21 protein-coding genes are annotated in these 22,442 nt (G+C 51.6%); 18 read left to right on the forward strand and 3 right to left on the reverse strand.

The annotated features are described in order from the left end of the window. Positions 1 to 12 precede the first annotated feature (12 nt). The 3 genes from sigH (at position 13) to rlmH (ending at position 2,481) form a co-directional block, all read left to right on the forward strand. A complete protein-coding gene (gene sigH, locus VGK02_11425) occupies positions 13 to 675 on the forward strand; it encodes an RNA polymerase sporulation sigma factor SigH (GenBank protein HEY3375651.1) in 663 nt (220 codons plus the stop codon). A 187-nt stretch (positions 676 to 862) separates the two neighbouring features. Beyond that, complete coding sequence (locus tag VGK02_11430; protein ID HEY3375652.1) at positions 863 to 1,996, forward strand: trypsin-like peptidase domain-containing protein; 1,134 nt, start codon at positions 863 to 865, stop codon at positions 1,994 to 1,996. An 11-nt stretch (positions 1,997 to 2,007) separates the two neighbouring features. After that, on the forward strand, positions 2,008 to 2,481 hold the full coding sequence (rlmH, locus tag VGK02_11435) for a 23S rRNA (pseudouridine(1915)-N(3))-methyltransferase RlmH (protein HEY3375653.1): 474 nt from the start codon (positions 2,008 to 2,010) through the stop codon (positions 2,479 to 2,481). Positions 2,482 to 2,589: 108 nt separating this feature from the next. Here rlmH and VGK02_11440 read toward each other — a convergent pair whose 3' ends face one another. From VGK02_11440 to VGK02_11450, 3 genes are all read right to left on the reverse strand, one after another. After that, a complete protein-coding gene (locus VGK02_11440; protein ID HEY3375654.1) occupies positions 2,590 to 3,015 on the reverse strand; it encodes a BlaI/MecI/CopY family transcriptional regulator in 426 nt (141 codons plus the stop codon). 252 nt (positions 3,016 to 3,267) lie between these two features. Further along, positions 3,268 to 4,929, reverse strand: coding sequence for an arginine--tRNA ligase (gene argS, locus VGK02_11445; GenBank protein HEY3375655.1), 1,662 nt, complete (start codon positions 4,927 to 4,929; stop codon positions 3,268 to 3,270). A gap of 253 nt (positions 4,930 to 5,182) precedes the next feature. Then, complete coding sequence (locus VGK02_11450; GenBank protein ID HEY3375656.1) at positions 5,183 to 6,847, reverse strand: HD-GYP domain-containing protein; 1,665 nt, start codon at positions 6,845 to 6,847, stop codon at positions 5,183 to 5,185. A 109-nt stretch (positions 6,848 to 6,956) separates the two neighbouring features. Here VGK02_11450 and VGK02_11455 point away from each other — a divergent pair, with 109 nt between their 5' ends. The 15 genes from VGK02_11455 to VGK02_11525 all read left to right on the forward strand — a co-directional run bounded on the left by VGK02_11455 (position 6,957) and on the right by VGK02_11525 (position 22,186). Beyond that, complete coding sequence (locus VGK02_11455; protein ID HEY3375657.1) at positions 6,957 to 7,298, forward strand: hypothetical protein; 342 nt, start codon at positions 6,957 to 6,959, stop codon at positions 7,296 to 7,298. Positions 7,299 to 7,550: 252 nt separating this feature from the next. Beyond that, positions 7,551 to 8,855, forward strand: a complete 1,305-nt coding sequence (gene lysA / locus VGK02_11460; protein HEY3375658.1) for a diaminopimelate decarboxylase — start codon at positions 7,551 to 7,553, stop codon at positions 8,853 to 8,855. A 35-nt stretch (positions 8,856 to 8,890) separates the two neighbouring features. Continuing rightward, positions 8,891 to 10,177, forward strand: coding sequence for a homoserine dehydrogenase (locus tag VGK02_11465; GenBank protein ID HEY3375659.1), 1,287 nt, complete (start codon positions 8,891 to 8,893; stop codon positions 10,175 to 10,177). A gap of 5 nt (positions 10,178 to 10,182) precedes the next feature. Continuing rightward, entirely contained in the window at positions 10,183 to 11,232 is a 1,050-nt protein-coding gene (gene thrC / locus VGK02_11470; protein ID HEY3375660.1) for a threonine synthase, read from the forward strand. Between the two features lie 90 nt (positions 11,233 to 11,322). Next, positions 11,323 to 12,219, forward strand: coding sequence for a homoserine kinase (gene thrB, locus VGK02_11475; GenBank protein HEY3375661.1), 897 nt, complete (start codon positions 11,323 to 11,325; stop codon positions 12,217 to 12,219). A gap of 219 nt (positions 12,220 to 12,438) precedes the next feature. After that, the gene (locus VGK02_11480) at positions 12,439 to 13,248 is read left to right on the forward strand and encodes a metallophosphoesterase (GenBank protein HEY3375662.1); all 810 of its coding nucleotides are present in this window, start codon (positions 12,439 to 12,441) and stop codon (positions 13,246 to 13,248) included. Further along, positions 13,200 to 14,597: a 2,3-diphosphoglycerate synthetase gene (locus VGK02_11485; GenBank protein ID HEY3375663.1), complete on the forward strand. Its 1,398-nt coding sequence runs from the start codon at positions 13,200 to 13,202 to the stop codon at positions 14,595 to 14,597. Before VGK02_11480 ends, VGK02_11485 begins: the two co-directional genes overlap by 49 nt. Further along, the gene (locus tag VGK02_11490; GenBank protein HEY3375664.1) at positions 14,594 to 15,565 is read left to right on the forward strand and encodes a hypothetical protein; all 972 of its coding nucleotides are present in this window, start codon (positions 14,594 to 14,596) and stop codon (positions 15,563 to 15,565) included. The genes VGK02_11485 and VGK02_11490 overlap by 4 nt, the downstream gene beginning before the upstream one ends. 97 nt (positions 15,566 to 15,662) lie before the next feature. Next, positions 15,663 to 16,334, forward strand: a complete 672-nt coding sequence (fsa, locus tag VGK02_11495; protein HEY3375665.1) for a fructose-6-phosphate aldolase — start codon at positions 15,663 to 15,665, stop codon at positions 16,332 to 16,334. Positions 16,335 to 16,397: 63 nt separating this feature from the next. Beyond that, a complete protein-coding gene (gene rho / locus VGK02_11500) occupies positions 16,398 to 17,804 on the forward strand; it encodes a transcription termination factor Rho (protein HEY3375666.1) in 1,407 nt (468 codons plus the stop codon). Positions 17,805 to 18,087: 283 nt separating this feature from the next. Then, on the forward strand, positions 18,088 to 18,339 hold the full coding sequence (rpmE, locus tag VGK02_11505) for a 50S ribosomal protein L31 (GenBank protein HEY3375667.1): 252 nt from the start codon (positions 18,088 to 18,090) through the stop codon (positions 18,337 to 18,339). A gap of 13 nt (positions 18,340 to 18,352) precedes the next feature. Next, positions 18,353 to 19,303, forward strand: coding sequence for a DUF1385 domain-containing protein (locus VGK02_11510; protein ID HEY3375668.1), 951 nt, complete (start codon positions 18,353 to 18,355; stop codon positions 19,301 to 19,303). Between the two features lie 200 nt (positions 19,304 to 19,503). Beyond that, entirely contained in the window at positions 19,504 to 20,580 is a 1,077-nt protein-coding gene (gene prfA / locus VGK02_11515) for a peptide chain release factor 1 (protein ID HEY3375669.1), read from the forward strand. Then, positions 20,581 to 21,522 carry a peptide chain release factor N(5)-glutamine methyltransferase gene (gene prmC, locus VGK02_11520; GenBank protein ID HEY3375670.1) on the forward strand — a complete coding sequence of 314 codons (942 nt, stop codon included), beginning with the start codon at positions 20,581 to 20,583 and terminating at the stop codon, positions 21,520 to 21,522. It abuts the gene before it with no gap. A 7-nt stretch (positions 21,523 to 21,529) separates the two neighbouring features. After that, positions 21,530 to 22,186 carry an L-threonylcarbamoyladenylate synthase gene (locus VGK02_11525; protein HEY3375671.1) on the forward strand — a complete coding sequence of 219 codons (657 nt, stop codon included), beginning with the start codon at positions 21,530 to 21,532 and terminating at the stop codon, positions 22,184 to 22,186. Positions 22,187 to 22,442: the final 256 nt, after the last annotated feature.

Here is a 22,442-nt window from a genome sequence, read left to right on the forward strand (position 1 = left end):
GGAGCGTTACAGTTGTACGTCGAAGCACATCAAACGCGCTATTTCCCAGGCATCGCTCTCCATAGCTTAACAGATTCTGAACTTGTAATTGCCGCTAGGCAGGGTAACGACGTTGCGCTCGAATTCCTCCTCGATAAGTATAAAAACTTTGTGCGTCTGAAAGCGCGGGCATACTTCCTTATCGGCGCCGATTGGGACGATCTCGTCCAGGAGGGTATGATCGGCCTGTATAAAGCAATCCGCGATTATCAGGACGACAGGCAGGCGTCATTTAGAGCCTTTGCCGAGCTTTGCATCACGCGACAAATCATTACGGCGATAAAAACCGCAACCAGGCAAAAACACCTGCCGCTCAACTCATACGTCTCGCTCAACCGCCCGGTATATTTTGAAGACGAGTCGGACCGTATGCTCATGGATTTGCTCTCCGGTGTGGAGATTGCAGATCCGATTGACCTGGTTATCAGCGGGGAAGAGATGCAAAGCATCACGACGAGTTTTGGTGAGATTTTGAGCGACCTCGAAGCGCAGGTTCTCAAACTCTATATCGACGGGCGCTCTTACCAAGAAATCGCAAACGACCTTAATCGCCATGTTAAGTCAATAGATAACGCGCTGCAGAGAGTCAAACGCAAAATCGAGCTGCACCTGAAACGCAGAGAAGCAAAGGTATAGTAAGGGCATACCGTACTGCAATCGCAAAATTAACAGTGTGCAGCCACAAAAGTTCCCGCAACTGCCACTTTTTTGACCTCCTAGTGTTTGTTTTATAAGATAGTTAGGAAAAATCTAGTATATGACACTCACGAAAACAGCTTTCTATCCATGTACCGGTTTGTACGTTTAACGAAAGGATTAGCACGTGGAATATAGAACCAGGCGCGGGTACTCCCTTGGTGCAATGATCGCCACCGTCGCGCTCGCGAGCGCGATTCTCGGCGGTATTATTGCGACGATGCTCGTCCCGTTGATGTATGGCAGCTCACCGAGCAGCATATTTAGCGGTCAGCCGGCCATCAGCGCCAAAGAAATCATTAAAGTGAATAAAGATGCGGTCAGCCCGGTCACCGCTGTAGCTAAGAAGATGACACCGTCGGTGGTCAATATTCGTGTGGGACAGAACATGCATGATAAGTTCCATCCCGATGTGGTAAGCGGCGCCGGTACGGGCGTTATCTTTAGCAAAGACGGCTATATCATCACCAACAATCACGTCGTTTCCGATGCTAAGAATATCTACGTTACTATAGGAACAGAAGAAGTTAAAGGCAAGCTGGTCGCCGCGGATAAAGAAGTTGACCTTGCCGTTCTGAAGGTTGACAAGACCAACCTGCCGGCAGCTGAGTTCGGCTCGACAAAACACCTGCAGGTAGGCGAAATTGCGGTTGCCATCGGCAGCCCGTTCGGCTTTGAAAAAACCGTGACGTCGGGTATTATCAGCGCGCTGAACCGTACGGTGACCGTGCCGGAAGAGACGTCAAACGATGTGACGACCTATACCAATCTGATACAAACAGACGCCCCGATTAATCCCGGCAACAGCGGCGGTGCTCTCGGCGACGCGCAAGGCCGCGTTATCGGCATCAATACGCTTATCGTGTCAAGCAGCGGTGTTACCGAAGGAGTCGGTTTCGCGATTCCGGTCGAAACCGCGGTGAGCGTGGCGCGCCAGCTTATCAAGCTGGGAAAAGCGAGCCATCCGTATATCGGCATAGTCGGGCAAAACGTCGACCAGGGCTATGTGCAGGATAAAAAGGTAGGCGTCCAGCAGGGTGCTTACGTAATTGAGATTGTTAAAGGCGGGCCGGCGGCCAAGGCCGGCCTGAAAGCCAAGGATATCATCTTATCCGTCGACGCCTCTCCGATCGACAGCATGGATGACCTCATAGCCGAGATCCGGCAGAAAAAAGTGGGCGACACTCTCACGCTTATATATATCCGAAACGGTAAGCGTGAGATGGCCAAGCTTGTTCTTGCCGAGAAACCGCCGCGTTAGGTGACCGGCATTTGAACATCGAGATTGTCGCTGTTGGAAAAATAAAAGAAGAGTATCTGCGAAAAGGTATCGACGACTACCTGAAACGTCTCTCACGCTATGCCAAGCTTAAGGTAATCGAGATTGCCGATGAAGACATCAGCCAGCGAATGCCGGCGGAGGTAAAAGCCCGCGAAGCGCGAAAGCTCGCAAAATACATAAGCCCCTCAGACTCGCGTTACGTTATTGCGCTCGATATACAGGGGCATGAAGCCACCTCCGAAGAACTCGCAGAAAAATTAGAGTCGTTGATGGTTGCAGGGAAGAGTACCGTTACATTTGTGATCGGGGGCGCGCTTGGGCTCGACGAATCGGTGCTCAATGCGGCCGATTTCCGCTTGTCGTTTTCAAGAATGACATTTACCCACCAGATCGCCCGCTTTATCCTCCTCGAGCAGGTGTATCGCTCGTTTAAGATTATTAAAGGCGAGCCCTATCATTATTAAATAATAAGGGCGCGCTTTTAGAAGAAATAAAAAATGCTGCACCGTTAAAGCGCAGCATTTTTTTATTTAATTATGAATTGCAGAATATGTGTTTCTGATCTTAGCTGACTAGCTATTTACCAGCTCGCCATTTGTCTGCTCAAGCGATTCCAAAAATCTGTCAATTTCCACGTCGGTCAGGGTTGTTTTCTTAAGCAAGAACATCAGCGCGGGCACTGGATTGCCGCCAAGGACTTTGTCGACTACCTGGTTAATCATAACTTGGGCCATATCGTCCTGGCTAACATTAGGCGTGTAGAGATAAGCGGTCCCGCTCCGGTCTTGTTTGAGGACACCTTTGTTTGCGAGGCGACTCATAACCGTCATAATCGTTGTGTAGGCAAGCCTCTTATCCGGATACAGCTCTTCGAAAACGTCTTTTACCGATGCGCTTCCGATATTCCACACAACGCTCATGATATCGGCTTCAAGCTCACCAAGGCCAGAGCCGACGCCTACTCTGTTTTTCCTGACCCGTGTTGTTTTCTTCGTCATTTGTTACCTCCTAGTATTGCCCGGCTGTCAGTATGTATATTGCTAAGGAAAAAATATGCATGATTGGTTAGTCGAGATTGGGTACATATTCCGCTGTCAAGGAATTAAAACGCTTGCAGTTATACTATAATATAATGTAGTAAACAAGCTGAGTATTATCTCAACCTTACTTTATCTCCATAGAAAGTCAACTCACCCAAAAGGTGTATGCCGGGGAGGGGTGCCAGGGAGGGGTACCGTGCAACTGCCCTGCTACATTCTCTCTGGCGCGTCAACTCCGAGTATCGAAAGAACGCTCCTCAACACGGTTGTGGTGGCCTCGCACAACGCCATCCTGGCGGTTGAAAGCTCTTGATCTTCGCTGACCACACGACACTTCGTATAGAAGTAATGAAACGTCGATGCGAGCTCTTGCGCGTATGCCGTCAACGGGTGCGGCGCACGTTGACGTGCTGCGCGCTCCAAAATTTCGGGCCACTCAGCCAGCTTGCGGATAAGATCAAGCTCCGGCTCGGTTGCGAGAACACCGCAATTTATTCTTCCCGAGAGATTGACCCCCTCGGCCTCCGCAAACCGTACGATACTTGAAATCCTGGCGTGCGCGTACTGGACGTAGTATACCGGGTTGTCGTTCGATTGCTGTTTTGCAAGATCGATATCGAAATCGACCGCGCTATCCGTGCTTCTCATCAGGAAGAAGTAACGCACCGCATCGCGGCCGACTTCTTCGAGCAGCTCGTCTAGCGTAACCATCTCTCCGGTGCGTTTTGACATGCGCACAGGCTCACCACCCCTTAGCAAGTTTACAAGCTGTCCGATGATAATTTCAAGTGCATCCGACGGGTATCCAAGTGCCTGTATTGCAGCCTTCATACGACCGATATAGCCGTGATGGTCGGCGCCCCAGATGTTAATGAGCGTGTTAAAACCGCGCTCGAGCTTGTTGCGGTGATACGCTATGTCGGCGGCAAAATAAGTGGGCTCGCCGTTGGCCCGGATGAGAACACGGTCTTTTTCTTCGCCAAATTCCGTGGCCTTGAACCATACTGCGCCTTCATGATCGTAGACGTAGCCGCGCTCGCGAAGCTCGGCAATAGCTATTTCGACCGCATACGATTCGTGAAGCGTGCGCTCGCTGAACCAGGTGTCAAAGTGTACACCCATGGCTTCGAGCGTAACCTTAAGGTGTTCGAGCACCTGCTTGTATGCGCGATCTTTAAAAATTGCTTCGCGTTCGGCTTCGGCCATCCCCAGGTATGAGTCGTCTTCGTCCACGATGATCTCGCGGGCGATGTCTTTAATATACTCGCCATGGTATCCGTCTTCGGGGAAGGGGATGTCTTGCCCTAGAAGCTCGGCGTATCGCACGGCAACCGATTTCGCAAAGATGTTCATCTGGTTGCCGTAATCATTGACGTAGAATTCGCGCTCGACCTCATAGCCGTTGGCGGCAAGCACGTTGGAGAGGGTGTCGCCGACCGCCGCCCACCGGCCGTGCCCGATATGCATCGGTCCGACGGGGTTGGCGCTGACGAATTCCACCTGGACGCGCTGCCCGGCGCCGCGGTCTGAGTAACCGAACTTTTCGCCCTCGTCAAAGATTTGCCGGAGCACGTCGTAGAGCCATTCGTTGCTTAGATAGAAGTTAATAAAACCGGGGCCCGCAATTTCGATTTTTTCAAAGTAGCGGCTGGTATCCCCAAGCGATTCAACGATGATGTCGGCGATAGCGCGCGGCGCCATTTTAGCAGGTTTGGCCAGCATCATCGCCGCGTTGGTCGCCCAATCGCCGTGGGCTTTCTCCCGAGGGTGCTCGAGGACGACCGGAGGAAGCTCGTCTATCGGCAATCTTCCAGTTCGTTGCGCCCGTTCAAGGGCTTCGGTTACCAATTGTGTTAGTTTTTCCTTAATCATGCTCGCACCCTTTGAAAATATATTGAATATTGAAAAATTGATATAGTCATGACATGTTAATTGATTTTGCGGTGGCTTTGCCATGACGTTGAACTTCACAAATAATATATTATACCAGTTTTTGGAGCATGGTGAATGGGAGGGGCGGGAAAAGGGTGTAAAGAAACAGGGGCATTTGGCCTGGGGTTTGATTCACTTGCGCTGGGGTCCCTGGCCAGTATCGGCCACGGTCTTATCAAATCTCGTGTCGGTGCTAGCCTTGAGCATGGCTACCAAGAAGATTAGACTCAAGATTTCCTAGGTCCAGGTAGTTGAGCGCAAATATCAACGTTTCAACCGCTGTCTCATCATATTTCGTGCCGGAGTGTTTTTGTAGCTCGGCAATTGCCTCATCCGATGACATTGCATCGCGATATGCTCGTTTGCATGTCATTGCATCATAGCTATCTGCAACTGCAAGAATGCGTGCCGTAAGAGGAATATTATCGCCAGTCACACCTTCTGGGTAGCCCGATCCATCAAGTCGCTCATGGTGACATAAAATGGTTGGCACAAGCTTTCTGAGGGCGGGGGATGGCGCTAGCAGCTCTGCCGCAACTCCAGGATGAGTTTTGATAATCTTAAATTCTTCCGGGGTCAGGGCTTCAGTTTTTGTTAAGATATCCGGTGGAATACTTACCTTACCAATATCGTGAGCTAAGCTAGCTTCGTAAATCAGCTCAACTTGGTCTTCGGGTAATCCCATTTGACGTGCTATAGCCTGCGCGATGGTTGCTACGCGTATAGCATGGCCTTTCACATATTCATCGACTATGCCTACGAGGTCGCAGAGAAGGTTAACTGTACCTAAATGTACTTTTTCAAGATCATTGTATACGCGGGTTCTGTCAATAGCGTTAGCAAGTAAGATACAAACCGCACGTAAAGCCTCACTCACCTCTGGAGTTATAGCGGTCGGTGTGCTCCAGCCTATATCCAAAATCCCCATAACACGATCTTTAGCGTCAAGCTTCACCGTAGTAAGTGCGCGAATCGAATGGCGCCTAAGAGCCTTCGCCCACTCGGTATCGGATTTATTAATAGCTACCGCAGCTTCTAGATTAAGGTCTGTACAAGCTGTCGCATCAATTCCTTTAGCTAATGGTATAATGCTTCTGGGAAAGCCGTATTGCGCTGCAAGCGAGCAATTATCCCCTTTTGCATCCCTAATATATAGTGCTGCCGCTGTAATGCCTGGAATAGTAGAGAGGCTTGCTACGAAACTTCGAGACAATTGTACATCATCTGGATTATCTCGCAAAACGAGTGCTAGGTAACCGAACAGTCCTAAAATTAGTTTGCGTCGAGCCTGACGTTGCTCTTCTGCCAGTTCGCTTTCGGAGTTCTCTGATTCGCTTCGGAGGAGGGCTATGGAGTCTTTTGAATATGTTATACCTCGATAGTTGCGAGCCTCATCAGTATCCCGCAAAAAGAGATGAAGCGAACACGGCTCATTTAATTGATCACAATGGATGCTCGGTGCAACCTTACCATAACCGAAGAGCATAACTGAAAAGCCGCCAAGCACGCTCTCGATTGCTTGGCACATCATGTAGGAGCGGGGTTCGACGAACGGGCATTTAGTGACGGTAAGCTGAATGTGGGTATCTGATACTACTTTATCAATTATGCTTATACCAAAATCAATAGCCATGACTTTTACGATAGCTTTGGCAAACGTTTCTGCGGTTATAGGTGTGCCCAGTTCTCCTAAGACCTCGGCCATATGCGGTTTAGTTTGCAACGCGAGCTTCAAGCCAACGCTCGATATCGACACTTGTGGAAGCAATGTCGCATCTATCATTTCCGCAAATTCATACAATAATGTTCTAGTTAATTCCGGCTTTGGAAAGCTATCGCTATTCATCGTGTTGGCCATAGAACTTCTCCTTGTTAAATGAAGATGCACAGTTTTGAGCGTTAGTATAACTATCGGAATAATTGCGTATATATTAAGCATACTGGCATATTTTTAGCGGTCCCTAGGTGTGAAATTTTTGAAGAGGCAGACATTTTTTATAATGGGCTTTATTTACATAAAGTTCTTGCTTGAATTGTCGATATTAGGAAATAATCAGCCACTCACTTTAGGAGCGTATGTAATGGCGGGATGTGAATTCATCGAGAAATGTATATTTTTTCACGACCAGATGGATGTTATGCCTTCGGCCGCATATATTTTCAAACAGGTATACTGCAAAGGAGATAACATAGGTTGTGCGCGGTACATTGTTGCCGCAGCTTTAGGTAGAGAAAAAGTGCCGAGAGACCTTTTCCCGAATATGAGCGAGCATGCTAGAGAGATCATTGCCGCTTCCGCTGAGCGGTAGTCGTATATACAACATAGTTTTGGCGATTGCTTGAAGAGCCATATTAACATGAGAGGTTATGGCCTCTGCCTCTCCTTTAGAACGTACCAGATTTGTTTTATCCCCGTGCCCACCAGCTTTGACCTATTTACATTTCATATGGTAAACTTACGTATATTGGCAACCGAGGACTCGCTGGTTGCCCTTTTTGCATGATATCCATCGCATTGGGAGGTTCTTGTGGCTCCACCAGTTTCTGCAAGGGAGGTTTCATTGGTTTTACCGATTACGGCTTCGATAAATACAAAAGGTCACCTTGAAATAGGCGGATGCGATACCGTTGAGCTCGCAAAACAATACGGCACGCCGCTTTTTATTGTCGATGAGCAAACGATCAGAAGCCAATGTAAAAGCTTCACGGGCGCGTTCGGCGTGAAAAATGCCAATGTTGAAGTCATCTACGCGAGCAAGGCGTTTTCCTGCATCGCGATGGGCCAGATCGCTAAACAAGAAGGCCTCGGGCTTGATGTCGCGGCCGGCGGTGAGCTGTATAAAGCCGTAAAAGCCGGTTTTCCAATGGATAGGGTATATATGCACGGCAACAATAAAGAGCCGGATGAAATTGCACTCGCAATCGACAACGGCGTCGGCCATATCGTCGTCGACAGCTTTGATGAGCTTGAACTTTTAGATAGAATTGCCGGTGAGAAAAACGCGGTGCAACCGGTGCTCTTACGCATAACGCCCGGCATTAAACCGCAGACGCATAGCTACATACAGACAGGTCAGGTCGACAGCAAGTTCGGATTTGGTTTGCAGGACGGCTTGGCGCTGAGCGCGGCGAAAAAAGCGATTGATCTCGAGCATGTCGAGCTTAAAGGCATCCACGCGCATATCGGCTCGCAGATTTTCGAGCTTGGCTCGTATTCTAAGGCAATCGAAATCATCATGGCTTTTGTTAAGCAGATCAAAGATGAGACCGGCCTCACGATAAATGAACTTAACACGGGCGGCGGGCTCGGTATCAAATACCGGGTGGCCGACGAGCCTTCAACTGTTGAAGAATATGCCGATGTAATTGTTGACGGTGTTACAGCCGAAGCGAAAAGGCTCGGCCTGCCGATGCCGAAGATTATGATTGAACCCGGTAGGGCGATTGTGGCTAACGCCGGAGTTACTGTCTATACCGTGGGAACGATAAAAGAAATTCCGAATATCCGCACGTACGTATCGGTAAACGGCGGTATGTCGGATAATTTGCGCCCAATGCTCTATGACGCGGTCTATGAGGCGCTTCTTGTAAATAGGGCGGGGGATATACCGGATACCGTAGTTACCGTCGCGGGTAAGCATTGCGAATCCGGCGACATCCTGATAAAGGATGTCACGCTGCCGCACCCGAAAACCGGCGACCTGCTGTGTACACCGGCAACCGGAGCATACGGCTACGTGATGGCCAATAATTATAACGGCCAACCCCGGCCGGCGGTTGTGCTGGTAAACAACGGGGAAGCCAAGGTCATTATCAGGCGCGAGACGTTTGAAGACCTGGTTCGTCTCGACGAAAGTATCGAGTAATTATTAGTGTATATATAAAGGCGGTTGATACTACAATGAAACAGAAGGTTGGTGTTGGGCTTCTTGGGTACGGAACGGTAGGCTCAGGCGTGTTCCACATCCTGACGGCTAAGGCGACTAAACTGATGCGTACGTCGGGGATTCCTATCGAAGTCATCAAAGTAGCAGAGAAGTACCCGGAACGGCTCAAAGGCGAAGTACCGGACGAGCTGGTCACCACCGACGTTTATGAAGTAATCAACAACCCGGATATTGATGTCGTCGTCGAGGTAATCGGCGGGCTAGAACCCGCGCACACGTTTATCAAAGCGGCGCTCGAGGCTAAAAAGCACGTGGTCACCGCCAATAAAGCGGTTATGGCGACGTACGGCGGCGAGCTGTTGGAGCTGGCCGAAGCGCAGGGCGTCGATTTGTATTTCGAGGCGAGCGTTGGCGGCGGAATCCCGATTATCACCCCGATGAAGCACAGCCTGGCCGCGAACAAGATCACCCGCGTGATGGGTATCGTAAACGGCACGACCAACTACATTCTCACCAAAATGACCGAAGAGGACATGTCGCTTGAGGATGCACTCAAAGAGGCTCAAGCCAAAGGGTTTGCCGAAGCCGACCCGACGGCCGATGTGGAAGGGCACGACGCCGCCGCAAAAATCGCTATTCTCGCATCGATCGCGTTTAACAGCAGAGTTACCATCGATGATGTCTATAAAGAGGGCATCATGAAGGTGACAAAAGAAGATATCGCGTACGCAAAGACGTTGGGCTACACAATTAAGCTACTCGCAATCGCTAAAGAAGACGAAGACGGGATGATCGAGGTGCGCGTGCATCCGGCGATGATTTCGTTGAAGCACCCGCTCGCCAACGTCTCCGGTGTGATGAACGCCATCTTTGTAGAGGGCGACGCGGTGGGCGAAGTAATGTTTTACGGTCCGGGCGCCGGTAGCCTGCCTGCGGCAAGCGCGGTGGTCGGCGATGTATTTGAAATTGCGCTCGGTATGCGTTTGCATAAGGTCGGCAGTATGGCGTGTACTTGCTATGAGCACAAACCGATTAAACCGATTGAAGAAATTACATCGCGCTACTATATGCGCCTCGGTGCGCTGGATAAGCCCGGCGTGTTTGCCAAAGTCGCACAGGCATTCGGCAATAACGAGGTCAACATCGAAAGCGCGATTCAAGAGAACACCTATGACGGCTATGCAGAGCTTGTTTTCGGCATGTACCAGGTAAAAGAGCAGAATATGCGCAACGCGATCGAGGAGATAAAGAAGCTCGACGTGGTCGCAAGCATCGGAAATATTTTACGAGTGGAAGGTTAATTTCTATGGCATGGCAAGGATTGATCAGGGAATTCGCTGAGTTTCTACCGGTGACGGAAGCGACGCCGGTTTGCACGCTTCTAGAGGGCAACACGCCGCTAATCCCATCGGTTTCAATCGGCAAAGCGCTAGGGATTGACCTATATTTTAAATACGAGGGCTTGAACCCGACCGGGTCGTTTAAAGACCGCGGCATGACGATGGCGATCAGTAAAGCGCTCGAAGCCGACTCCAAAGCGGTTATCTGTGCCTCGACCGGCAACACCAGTGCATCGGCTGCGGCGTACTCGTCGCGTGCCGGTATCCGCTGCGTGGTGCTTATCCCCGAGGGCAAAATCGCGCTCGGTAAGCTGTCGCAGGCACTCATGCACGGCGCGGTTGTCGTCTCGGTTAAGGGTAACTTTGACGCGGCGTTTAGAATCGTTCGCGAACTCTCCGATGCGCATCCGATTACACTGGTTAATTCGCTTAACCCGTTTAGAATCGAAGGGCAGAAGACCAGCTCGTTCGAGATTTGCAATACGCTCGGGCAGGCGCCCGATTACCTGGCGATTCCTGTTGGGAACGCCGGTAACATCACGTCGTACTGGCGCGGTTTTAAAGATTACAAGGCCGCCGGCAAGATAGATTCACTGCCGAAGATGATCGGTTTCCAAGCGGCGGGAGCCGCCCCGATCGTGCTCGGCCATCCGGTTGAAAACCCGGAGACCATCGCGACCGCAATCCGTATCGGCAACCCGGCGCGCTGGGAAGAAGCGGAAAATGCGGCGACGGAGTCCGGCGGTTTTATCGATATCGTAACCGACGAGGAGATCCTCGAATCATACAAGCTCTTAGCGGCGACGGAGGGCGTCTTTTGCGAACCCGCATCGGCGGCGTCGGTTGCGGGCTTGCGTAAGATGATCGCGGCAGGTCGCGTACCCAGCGGCGTGCGCGTAGTCTGTGTGCTCACGGGTCACGGCTTGAAGGACCCGGATACTGCAATCAAAACCGGCGGCACGCTAATCGAGTGCGAAGCCACCACAGACGCAGTCGCAAAAGTTATTTTTGAATAAACCGTGCTTAAGTATTGAGCGGGGGTTATTCGCAAAAGCTAGCGCTAAGAACAATTTCAATTTTTATCTTAGCTATAAGGGGAGGTTAAAATGGCAAAAGCGATAGTGCCGGCAACGACGGCGAATCTTGGGCCGGGCTTTGATGCCCTGGGGCTTGCCCTTAACCTCTATAATATATTCACGCTCGAGGAAACCGGCAGCGGCCTCGAGGTCAACGTTCTTCCCGAGGGCGAGGTGCGTCTTCCGTTAAACGAGCGCAACCTGGCATACCGCGCGGCAAAACGCCTGCTCGACGAGGTAGGATACACGTCGCTAGGCTTAAAACTCACGATTGAAAACGACGTTCCGATGGGCCGGGGTCTGGGCAGCAGCTCGACGGCAATCGTCGGTGGGCTCGCGGCGGCAAACGTATTGGCGGGCGCCAGGCTTACCAAAGACGAGATTTTTGCGTTGGCTAGCGAGATCGAAGGGCATCCCGATAACGTGGGCCCGGCGATTTACGGCGGTTTTACCATTTGTTATCCGACCCAATCGGGTTTTAAGGCGGTATCATACAAGCCGTCTGATAGCCTTACGCCGGTGATTCTCATCCCGAACAGCACACTTGAGACCAAAAAGGCGAGGGGCGTTCTACCAACCGAAGTTTCGATGACCGATGCCGTATTTAATATCGCCAGGTCAAGTTTACTAGCTTCGGTAATACTCGAAGGGCGGGCGGATTTATTGCACGACGCCATGGTCGACCGGCTACACCAGCCATACCGGGCGCCGCTGATTCCGGGTTTGCTCGACGTTATCCGGGAAGTGCAATCCGTCCCCAATGTGGGAATCGCGCTCAGTGGGGCGGGGCCGAGCTTGATCTGCATCGTTGAGAAAACCAACCAGTCGCGGTTTAGCGAACTGGTTGAAGGGATAATTAAAGAGAAGCAGTGGGATTACACCGTTAAACCCGCCGAGTTTGATCTCGTGGGTGTAACTGCCAGCTAAGCCTATTGACCAGGCGCTCATATTGTATACAATAGAGACAGCAAAATATACTTCCTGCCTCAGGCTACATAATTTGTTGGGTTTATGAGAGAATTCTCTTATCTTCACAAAAAATAATCCCTCGTTGAAACGTAGCATCGCGGGTATATCAAAAGCATACGCGGGGCGTGAGTGCGGAGCTAAAGATCTAACGGTTGTTTGAACTAGAAGGTGAATTTTATGGCCGAAAGTGCCGTAACGACGATTGCTCACATCTCGGACCTACACGTTGGCTCACAATACTTCATCCCGAACTTAATGAGTCGCACGATTGAAGAGCTCAACGAGCTCAAACCGGATGCGGTGATCTGCACCGGCGATTTAACCAACGAGGGGTTCCGGCAGGAATATACGACCGCGCAGACGTTCTTGACCATGTTGGAGTGTGAACGGCGCCTGTTTATGCCGGGCAATCACGATTCGCGAAACGTCGGCTACGTGCACTTTGAAGAGCTGTTTGGGCAACGAAATAGCGTCTTGTCGTTTGATCGCTTTACCGTTGTGGGAACCGATTCAAGCGAACCCGACTTGGATAACGGGCGCATCGGCAGGGAACGCTATTCGTGGCTTGAAGAACTCTTCAAGGGTGACGGCAAATACAAGATTTTTGCGCTGCATCATCATCTGCTGCCGGTCCCGGGAACGGGGCGCGAGCGCAGTATGGTCCATGACGCCGGCGACCTTCTTGAAGTACTCATTAATTGTGGTGTCGATCTGGTTCTGTGTGGGCATAAACATGTTCCATATGTCTGGCGTCTGGAGAATCTGGTCGTCATCAACGCGGGGACGGCGTGCACGCTGCGCCTCAGGGGCCATACAAAGCCCTGCTACAATATTATTCAAATCGAGGGGCAAGATCACGTGCAGGTTTACAGAAAATATCCGTACGGCTCAAAAGAGTTAATCGCCGAGTTTTCACGCGGCGAGCATAAATTCAGTAAGTGGGAGACAGTCGAAGACGATATCCTAGCTGGGGGTGGCCTGCTATAACCCGGGTTGTCATACTTATCGACGGCGAGCATTATCCCCCGGTAATCCGGTCTGCGATAGAGGTCCTTGAAAAGCAGTTTAACTATGATGTGGCCGGCGCTGCCTTCATCGGCGGGCTTGAGAAGCTTTCCGAAAAGGGTGAATTCGATGTCGGATGCCCGGTCATTAAATGCGATGAACCGCTTGACGCCATACTCGAAGCGATCGATACATATGCGCCCGAGATGGTTGTCGATTTAAGTGACGAGCCGGTTATCGGGTACACGCAGCGTTTCTTTTATGCGAGCCACGTGCTCACCAGAGGGATACCGTATATCGGGGCCGATTTTTGGTTCTACCCGCCGGTGTTACAAGAAGTGCTCGAGAAGCCGTCGTTGAGTGTAATCGGCACCGGCAAGCGCGTCGGCAAGACGGCCATCGCGGGTTACATCTGCCGCTGCCTCGACGAGCAAGAGTATAAACCGGGTGTTATTGCGATGGGCCGTGGCGGTCCGCAAGCGCCCGAGATGATAGCGGGCGCCGAGATCGAGCTTACGCCGGAGTATCTGCTGAACCTTGCGCGCTCCGGCAAGCATGCGGCATCGGATTACCTGGAAGACGCGCTTACCAGCCGGATAACTGCAATCGGTTGCAGGCGCTGCGGCGGTGGTTTGGCCGGACAGCCGTTTGTCTCCAACGTTGCGGCGGGTGCGCGCCTCGCAAACGAGCTTGATATCGATTTCGTGGTGCTCGAGGGGTCGGGCTCCGCGTTACCGCCGGTTAAAGCGGATAGTTATGTGCTGATTGTGGATGCAAGCCAGCCCCTGGACTATATCTCGGGCTATTTCGGCACCTACCGGGCGCTCTTATCCGAGATGGTTGTGCTTTCGATGTGCGAGCCGCCGCTGGCAGACAAAGCTAAAATCGAGCAGATCGACAAGGCGCTGCGTGAGATCAAGCCCGGCATAAAAATAGTGCATACGGTGTTTCGCCCGAAACCGCTTCAGCCGATCGAGGGCAAGAAGGTGTTTTTAGCAACGACCGCACCGACTTCGATGAAGGGCAAGATAGCGGGGCACCTCGAAAAGGTGTATGGTGCGCACGTCGTTGCCACCAGCAGTAATCTTTCAAACAAGAAAGCATTGCGTGAAGAAATTGAAGCCGCGGAAGGCTCGTTTACCGTTTTGTTAACCGAACTTAAGGCCGCTGCGGTCGATGTCGTGACGAGCATCGGTTTAGAGCTCGGCCTTGATGTGATATATATGGACAATTTACCGGTGACTATCGGCGGCGACGGCGAGCTGGAAGAGCTTGTAACCTGGATCGCTCAAGATGCTAGGGCGAAGTTTTCAGAGCGGAGGACAACGTGAACTTAGATGGAGAAAACCGTTCGCGGCAAATCATCATCAGTGATGATAAACATGGGCTGCCGTACTCAAAGGGCTTGACGGCGACCTCGATTATGGCAACAGGGCTGCCGCCGACCAAGGCGTACCGGATCGCGCGGCTCGTCCAGCAGCAGTTGGTTGAAAACAGCAGGTTGTCCGTAAAGATGGACGAGCTCAGAGAGCTTACCTATACCATGCTCCTCGCCGAAGAAGGGAAAGACTACGCGAACAAGTATCGGCGCTGGCAGGCACTTCGAAGCGTTGACAGGCCGATTATCGTTTTAATCGGCGGCACCACGGGTGTTGGAAAATCAACGGTCGCAACTACCATTGCGCACCGTCTCGGTATCACACATGTTGTCCCAACCGATGCGCTTCGTGAGGTCATGCGAGCGGTGCTTTCGCAAGAACTCGTGCCGACGCTGCATGAATCATCCTTTCTGGCATGGAAGGCGATACGGCATAAAACCGATAACGACCCGCTCATTGCAGGTTTTTTGGAGCAGGTTAAAACCGTTGCTGTTGGTGTTCGTGCGGTCATCGACCGTTCCATCACCGAGGGTTTAAACGTTGTTATCGAAGGCGTTCACATAGTTCCCGGATTTATTAACAGTACTATGTGTGAAAAAGCGTTTGTTGTGCCGATGATAATAACAGTAGAAGATGAAGACCTACACCGCAGCCACTTTTACATTCGTGAGTTGCAAACCGAAGGCGTGCGGCCGTTCGAACGCTACCGCGAAAATTTTGATTGGATTCGCACAATCGGTGAATATATAAGTGAGATGGCGCGCGATCGCGACGTCGCGCTAATTTCCAGCCATAACCTGGATACAACGATTACCTCGGCACTTGAAGAAGTGCTTGATCAGGTCCTGGGGCCGGAGGGCAGTGATCCTGTTGAACCCGTCTCATGCGCCGAGCGCAAGGATATTGACTTAGTAGAATAGAACGCACGAGCTAGCGGTAGCAACGCCATATAGCTTTCACATAAAATACACAGCCAATGCGCATAACCAATACTTTACTTTCAAATAGGGGGAATACATGAAGTTATTTATTGATAGCGCCAATATCGAGCATATACGTGAAATGAATTCGCTCGGTGTTATCAGCGGCGTTACCACAAATCCATCGCTCTGCTCAAAGGAGGGCAAGGATTTCAAAGATTTTAAGGCAGCGATCGCCGAAATTTGTGCAATTGTTGATGGCCCGATAAGCGCCGAGGCAATCAGCCTCACGCGCGACGGCATTATCCAGGAAGGTCGCGAACTTGCAAAAATAGCATCAAATGTTGTTGTAAAGATACCGATGATAGAAGAAGGTTTAGCTGCAACAAAAGTTCTAAGCTCGGAAGGCATCAAAGTCAATATGACGCTCGTATTTTCAGCCAACCAAGCAATGCTTGCCGCACAAGTCGGCGCGGCATTTGTGAGTCCTTTTGTAGGCAGGCTTGACGACATAGGCCATGACGGGATAGAGGAGCTTGACAAAATCGTGTCAATCTACGATATTTATGATATTGAGACTGAGATCATATCAGCCAGTATCAGGCATCCTCTCCATGTAACCCAATCCGCTCAGGTTGGCGCACATATTGCAACAGTTCCGTATAACATATTGAAGCAAATGGTAAAACACCCGCTCACCGATACAGGGGTCGATAGATTCCTTGAGGATTGGAAAAAGCTTCAGGAGACATGTTCATCAACAAGATAGCAACCGCCCAATACCCAACATTATATGGAAACGGATTATTTATTTAGCAAAGAAGGTGAAAAAGTGGACAAATCACAACTCGAATCGAAAACATTGACTGACCTGAGACCCATCGCGTCTGAATTGGGCATTGGCGGCGCTTCCACTTTACGTAAGAAAGAGCTAATCGATGCAATAATGCAAGCACAGACGGGTGCTGACGGGGCCCGCGAGCAAGCACAGACGGCAGTCGCGACTGCCGAGCGCCCCGCGGCGCCGGTGAAGGAGCGCCCCGCAGGCGAAGAGCGACGCGAGGAACGCCATGAGCGCTATCGCGAAACGCGCGTTGAAGTGCGTGAGCGCGAAGAGCAGCTTATCATCAAGCAGGGAATTCTTGATACCTTGGCTGACGGATATGGCTTCTTACGTACGCAAGGATATCTGCCGAGCGAAGGCGATATTTATGTCTCACTCTCGCAGATCAGGCGCTTTAATTTGCGCCGGGGCGACGAGGTTGCCGGCCAGGTGCGCCCGCCGAAGGACACCGAGAAGTACAACGCGCTCCTTCGGATCGAAGGTGTCAACGGCGCCGACCCGGAAAAAGCGCGCCAGAGACCGACGTTCGAAACGCTCACCCCGGTCTATCCAGACCAACGCCTTCGCCTTGAGAATCGTCCGCAGGATATTACGTCCCGCATCATCGACCTGGTAGCCCCGATTGGAAAAGGGCAGAGAGGCTTGATTGTTTCCCCGCCAAAAGCAGGTAAAACAACGATTCTAAAGACGATTGCAAACGCGATTACAACCAATAACCCTGAAGTACACATGATGGCGCTGCTCGTTGACGAGCGACCCGAAGAGGTTACCGATATGGAGCGATCCATCCAGGGTGAAGTAGTAAGCTCAACGTTCGACCAGCCCGCGGACAACCACGTTGCTGTTGCCGAACTCGTTTTAGAGCGTGCGAAACGTCTGGTCGAGCACGGCCAAGATGTCGTTATTATGCTCGACTCAATTACCAGGCTCGCCCGCGCGTACAACTTGACGACGCCGGCATCGGGTAGGATTCTCTCGGGTGGTGTCGACTCGACCGCGCTCTTCCCGCCGAAACGTTTCTTTGGTGCTGCAAGAAACATCGAGTTTGGCGGAAGCCTGACAATTCTTGCTACGGCGCTGGTCGATACGGGAAGCCGTATGGACGATGTTATTTTTGAGGAATTCAAAGGTACCGGCAACATGGAGCTGCATCTCGATCGAAAACTTGCCGACAAACGTATCTTCCCGGCGATCGACATCGACAAGTCCGGTACGCGTAAAGAAGAGCTCATTTTACCAGGGGATGAGGCACAGCTCATTTGGAAGCTCAGGCGCGTACTGCAGGCGCTCGACCCGGGTGCGGCAATCGAGCTGTTAATCGACAAAATGCGTGAGCAAAAGTCGAATATCGAGTTCCTGTCGCAGATCGGGAGAGGCCGCTCAAACGGGCATTAATCCGAAACACGGCGTCTCGGCTCTGTACTTAGCGGAGCGCATAACGAGATTTTCGTGTTGCGGTATAACATTAGGGGAATATTGCAAGGGCCAGGCTTGCCTGGCCCTTAGTATTTAGCAAGGGCATCCGAATTACGGCGCTTACGATATTGACGTGGTGTGATGATTGTCAATCCGTGCTCGTTATGCTACCATTATTTAGATTTATTACGAATAAGAGTTCACGGCCAAGTGATCTAAAGCATCTAATGCGCTGTGAACTATTTTTTTGGAGGTGTACAACGTGAGAAAAGGGATTCATCCCGACTATGTCGAGGCGAAAGTAACGTGCTCCTGCGGTGAGACATTTACGACGCGCTCAACCAAAGACGAACTCAAGGTCGAGCTCTGCTCAAAATGCCACCCTTTCTATACCGGTAAGCAAAAGCTTGTCGATAGCGGTGGTAGAGTGCAGCGTTTCCAGAAGAAGTACGGTCTAGGAACCGAAGCAGCAAAAGAGACAGAAGAGAAGACGAAAGAAAAAGCAGCAGAATAAGGGGGAGGCTCCTTTGGCCAAACCGTTTTTTGGCGGCCAGGCGGTAATCGAAGGCGTTATGATGAAAGGCCCGCACAACTGGAGTCTTTCCGTGCGTACACCCGAAGGTGAAATCGTAAACACCACCGAGCAGTTCAACTCTGTCGGTGATCGCTGGCCCATATTGAAAAAGCCCTTTATCAGGGGCATTGTCGTCTTGATCGAGATGTTGATTCTCGGCATCAAGACAATCGCACTATCGGCAAATCTCGCGCTCGGTGAGGCGGAAGAAGATATCTCGGGCAAAGAGATGGGCCTCACGCTCGTGTTTGCGTTTTTACTGGTCGTCGGCCTTTTTATGGTCGTACCGTTTTACGCAACCAGGGCGATGCACTCGGTTATTCAAAACAATTTGCTCTTTGCGTTCATTGAGGGGCTCTTTAGAATTGCGATATTTGTAGCCTACGTCTGGGTTATTTCAAGGGTTGCCGATATCAAGCGGGTCTTCCAGTACCACGGTGCCGAGCATAAGACGATTCATGCTTATGAGGCGGAAGAAGAGCTCACAACGCAGAACGCGGCCAAGTACACGACGCTTCACGTTCGCTGCGGCACGAGTTTGATGCTTATCGTCATGGTGGTAGCGATTTTAATGTTCTCGTTTTTGCCGACGTACAGCGTGCTTCTCAGGGTTGCCGGAAAAATCGTGTTGCTACCGGTAGTTGCCGGTATATCGTACGAGATTACCCGGCTCGCAGCGCGGCGCATCGATTCGCCGTTCATGAAAGCGATTATGTGGCCCGGTCTGAAGCTGCAAAAACTGACGACGCAAGAGCCAGATGAAGACCAGCTCGAAGTGGCAATTCACGCCTTGCAGCGCGTGCTTGTGACTGAGGGCTTACTGGAGCCGGTTGCACTCGAACGCGAGATCAAAGCGGAAAAGGTTGAAACGCAGCCGTCGCTTGCGAATCTGGAAACGACGTAACAACATCGCAAAAGCATCCGATAAGAGCCCGGGTTCGGGCTCTTTGTTTTTAAACGAGCTCGGTTTGCGCGACAACCACCGGTTTCGTGTTGTCTGACCCGTCAAGATTCATTATAATTAATAAGGTTACGCAATACTTTAGGCACGGGGCGCCTTGCGTGGGCGCCATCTTTATTTTCATTGTGTAGATACGTAGCCAGGTGAAAAATATGTTAGAAAAATTACAGGAAATTTTAACGAGATACAACGAAATAACGGAGAAACTCAGCGATCCGGCGGTCATTAGCGATCAGAACGCCTACCGGGATCTCTCAAAAGCGCATGCCTCCATGACGCCGCTGATTACCCTTATCAGGCGGTTGGAGGAGCTTGAAGAGGGTATTACCGATGCGCAGGAGATGCTCAAGGATGAGGCAGATCCTGAAATGCACGAGTATCTGAAGGGCGAGCTTCACCACATGCGTGAAGAACGAGAGAAAGTCGAGGAAGAGATTAAGTACCTGCTTGTCGCTAAAGATCCGAACGATGAAAAAGACATCATCATCGAGATCAGGGCCGGTGCCGGCGGCGATGAGGCGAGCCTCTTTGCCGGTGACCTCTACCGCATGTACTCGCGCTACGCCGAGGAGCACCGCTGGAAAACAGAGCTTTTAAGCGCAAGCGAGTCGGATATGGGCGGCTTTAAAGAGATTATCTTTGAGATCAAAGGCAACGGCGCCTACAGCCGGTTTAAATACGAATCGGGCGTGCACCGCGTCCAGCGCATCCCGGTAACGGAATCAGGCGGGCGAATTCATACCTCAACAGTAACTGTTGCGGTACTGCCCGAAGCCGAAGATGTCGAGGTCGAGATCGGGCCGAATGATCTTCGCATCGATGTATTTCGCTCCGGCGGCCCGGGCGGCCAGTCGGTTAACACGACCGACTCGGCGGTTCGTATCACCCACCTGCCGACGGGGCTCGTCATATCGTGTCAGAACGAAAAGAGCCAGCTGCAAAATAAAGAGCAAGGAATGCGAATTCTGCGGGCGCGGCTATATGAGAAATACCTCGAAGAGCAGCAGGCCAAGCTTGCTGCAACACGAAAATCGCAGGTCGGTACGGGCGATCGCAGTGAGCGAATCCGCACCTACAACTTCCCGCAAGGGCGCGTAACCGATCACCGTATCGGTTTTACCATACACAACCTGCCGGCGGTTCTCGAAGGGGAGATCGACGATTTAATCGATGCTTTAGCGGCGGCCGATAAGGCGGAGAAGCTAAAGCAGGTGGTATAAATGATTTCTAAGACGAATTTAACAATAGATACAATGCTTACCGGAACCACCCGCGAACTTGAGGGTGGTTCTGTGTTTTTACCCCGCGTTGAGGCCGAGCGCATTCTTACCGAGGCCACCGGGCTTTCATCGTTAGAGCTGCGCTTTGAGCGCCAGCGCATTCTTACCGAGGCAGAAGTCGCTTTTGTCGAGCGCGTAGTAGCCGAGCGCGTTACCGGAAAGCCTTTGCAGTATATCCTCGGTCATCAGCACTTTCGCATGCTCGACCTGGCGTGCCGTGAGGGCGTGCTTATACCACGCCCGGAAACCGAGCTCGTTGTCGATGCGGTTCTGGTTGAGCTTACCCAGTGCAGTATTAGAAAAGCCCTTCACGCATCGCACGAGCACGAACAGTACGACGGCGCCTGGGCGCAGGACGAGCTGGCAAAGCGACCCATTGTGGTTGATATCGGCTGCGGCACCGGCGCAATCGCTCTTAGTATCGCGGCCGAATGCCCGCAAGCGGACGTCTATGCGACCGATATTTCCGACCAAGCCCTCTCTTTGATACGGGAGAACGCTGAAATAGCGGGCGTTAAGGATCGCGTTACAATAATTAAATCGGATTTGTTTGGGGCGCTCGATGCGCTCAAAGGCCGCGTGAATGTTATAGTCTCAAATCCACCGTATATTCCGACGGATGATCTGGCGACATTGCAGCGCGAGGTGCTTCGCGAGCCGCGTCTCGCCCTCGATGGGGGCGATGACGGCCTCGATTTTTACCGGGCGATAGTGGGCCGGGCCGGTGAGTTTCTTATGTCCGGCGGATGTATTGTATTTGAAATCGGTTTCGACCAAGGGCCCGCGGTTGCGGCGCTGCTTGCGACGGCAGGGTTTTCCGACGTCGCCGTGTTGAAAGATTTCCAGGTTCACGACCGGATCGTTATAGCGAGAGGGGGATAGGGATACGATGGCATCGCCATTTACGCCGAGAGCGACGAAAACCATTAAGATAGACCCAGAGCATCCCGATTTGAGTGCGCTTGAGGACGCCGCGCTGGCGGCCCGAGAAGGCGAACCGGTTGTTTTTCCCACCGATACCGTTTACGGGATCGGTGTGAACGCGCTTATTCCCGATGCGGACCTAGAAATCTTCCGTATTAAGGAGCGGCCCGCCGACAAACCGCTGATTCTTCTTGTGGCCGACCCGGATGATATCGAGCGCTATGTTCTCGATATTAGCGACGGGGCGCGAAAACTTATTGCGGCGTATTGGCCGGGCCCGCTGACGCTTATCTTCAAAAAAGCCCCAGACGTTCCCGATGAAGTAACGGCCGGTGGAGCTACGGTCGGCGTGCGCTGTCCCAATAATATCATCGCGCGCGAGTTGATTCGCCGCGCGCGAGTCGCATTTGCAACAACCAGCGCCAATATTAGTAGTAATGCAAGCCCAAGAACAGCCGACGAGGCGGGGGAGTTATCCGGACGCGTCGCTTACATAATCGACGGTGGCGAAACAAAACTCGGCGTCGAATCCACGGTCGTCGATCTGTCGCAGGGTGAGCCTAAGATTGTCCGGCAGGGCTATCTCTCTCTTGGAGAAATTATCGCGGCTGTGAATAGTTAACATTACTATTGCAATCGCGGGCCCCGAGATTAAGAATATGGGCTTTGAAAGTAACTCTACCGAGTCTATAGACTCGGTAGAGTATAAATACCACCAGTCCAGTAGTGTTTGCTTGCTGAAAACTTCGCGTCATCCCGATGTCTAGAGTACGGCTTTAAACTCTCAAGTACCGTTTTTCGTTTACGCAGTTAACATGGCATAAACCCTCAAGTAGCGAGAACTCATAGCGGGCATTTTTAATAGCAAGCATCAACTA

Origin of the sequence: Candidatus Aquicultor sp. (assembly GCA_036504445.1) — a bacterium.
Classification (GTDB): domain Bacteria; phylum Actinomycetota; class Aquicultoria; order Aquicultorales; family Aquicultoraceae; genus DASXVE01.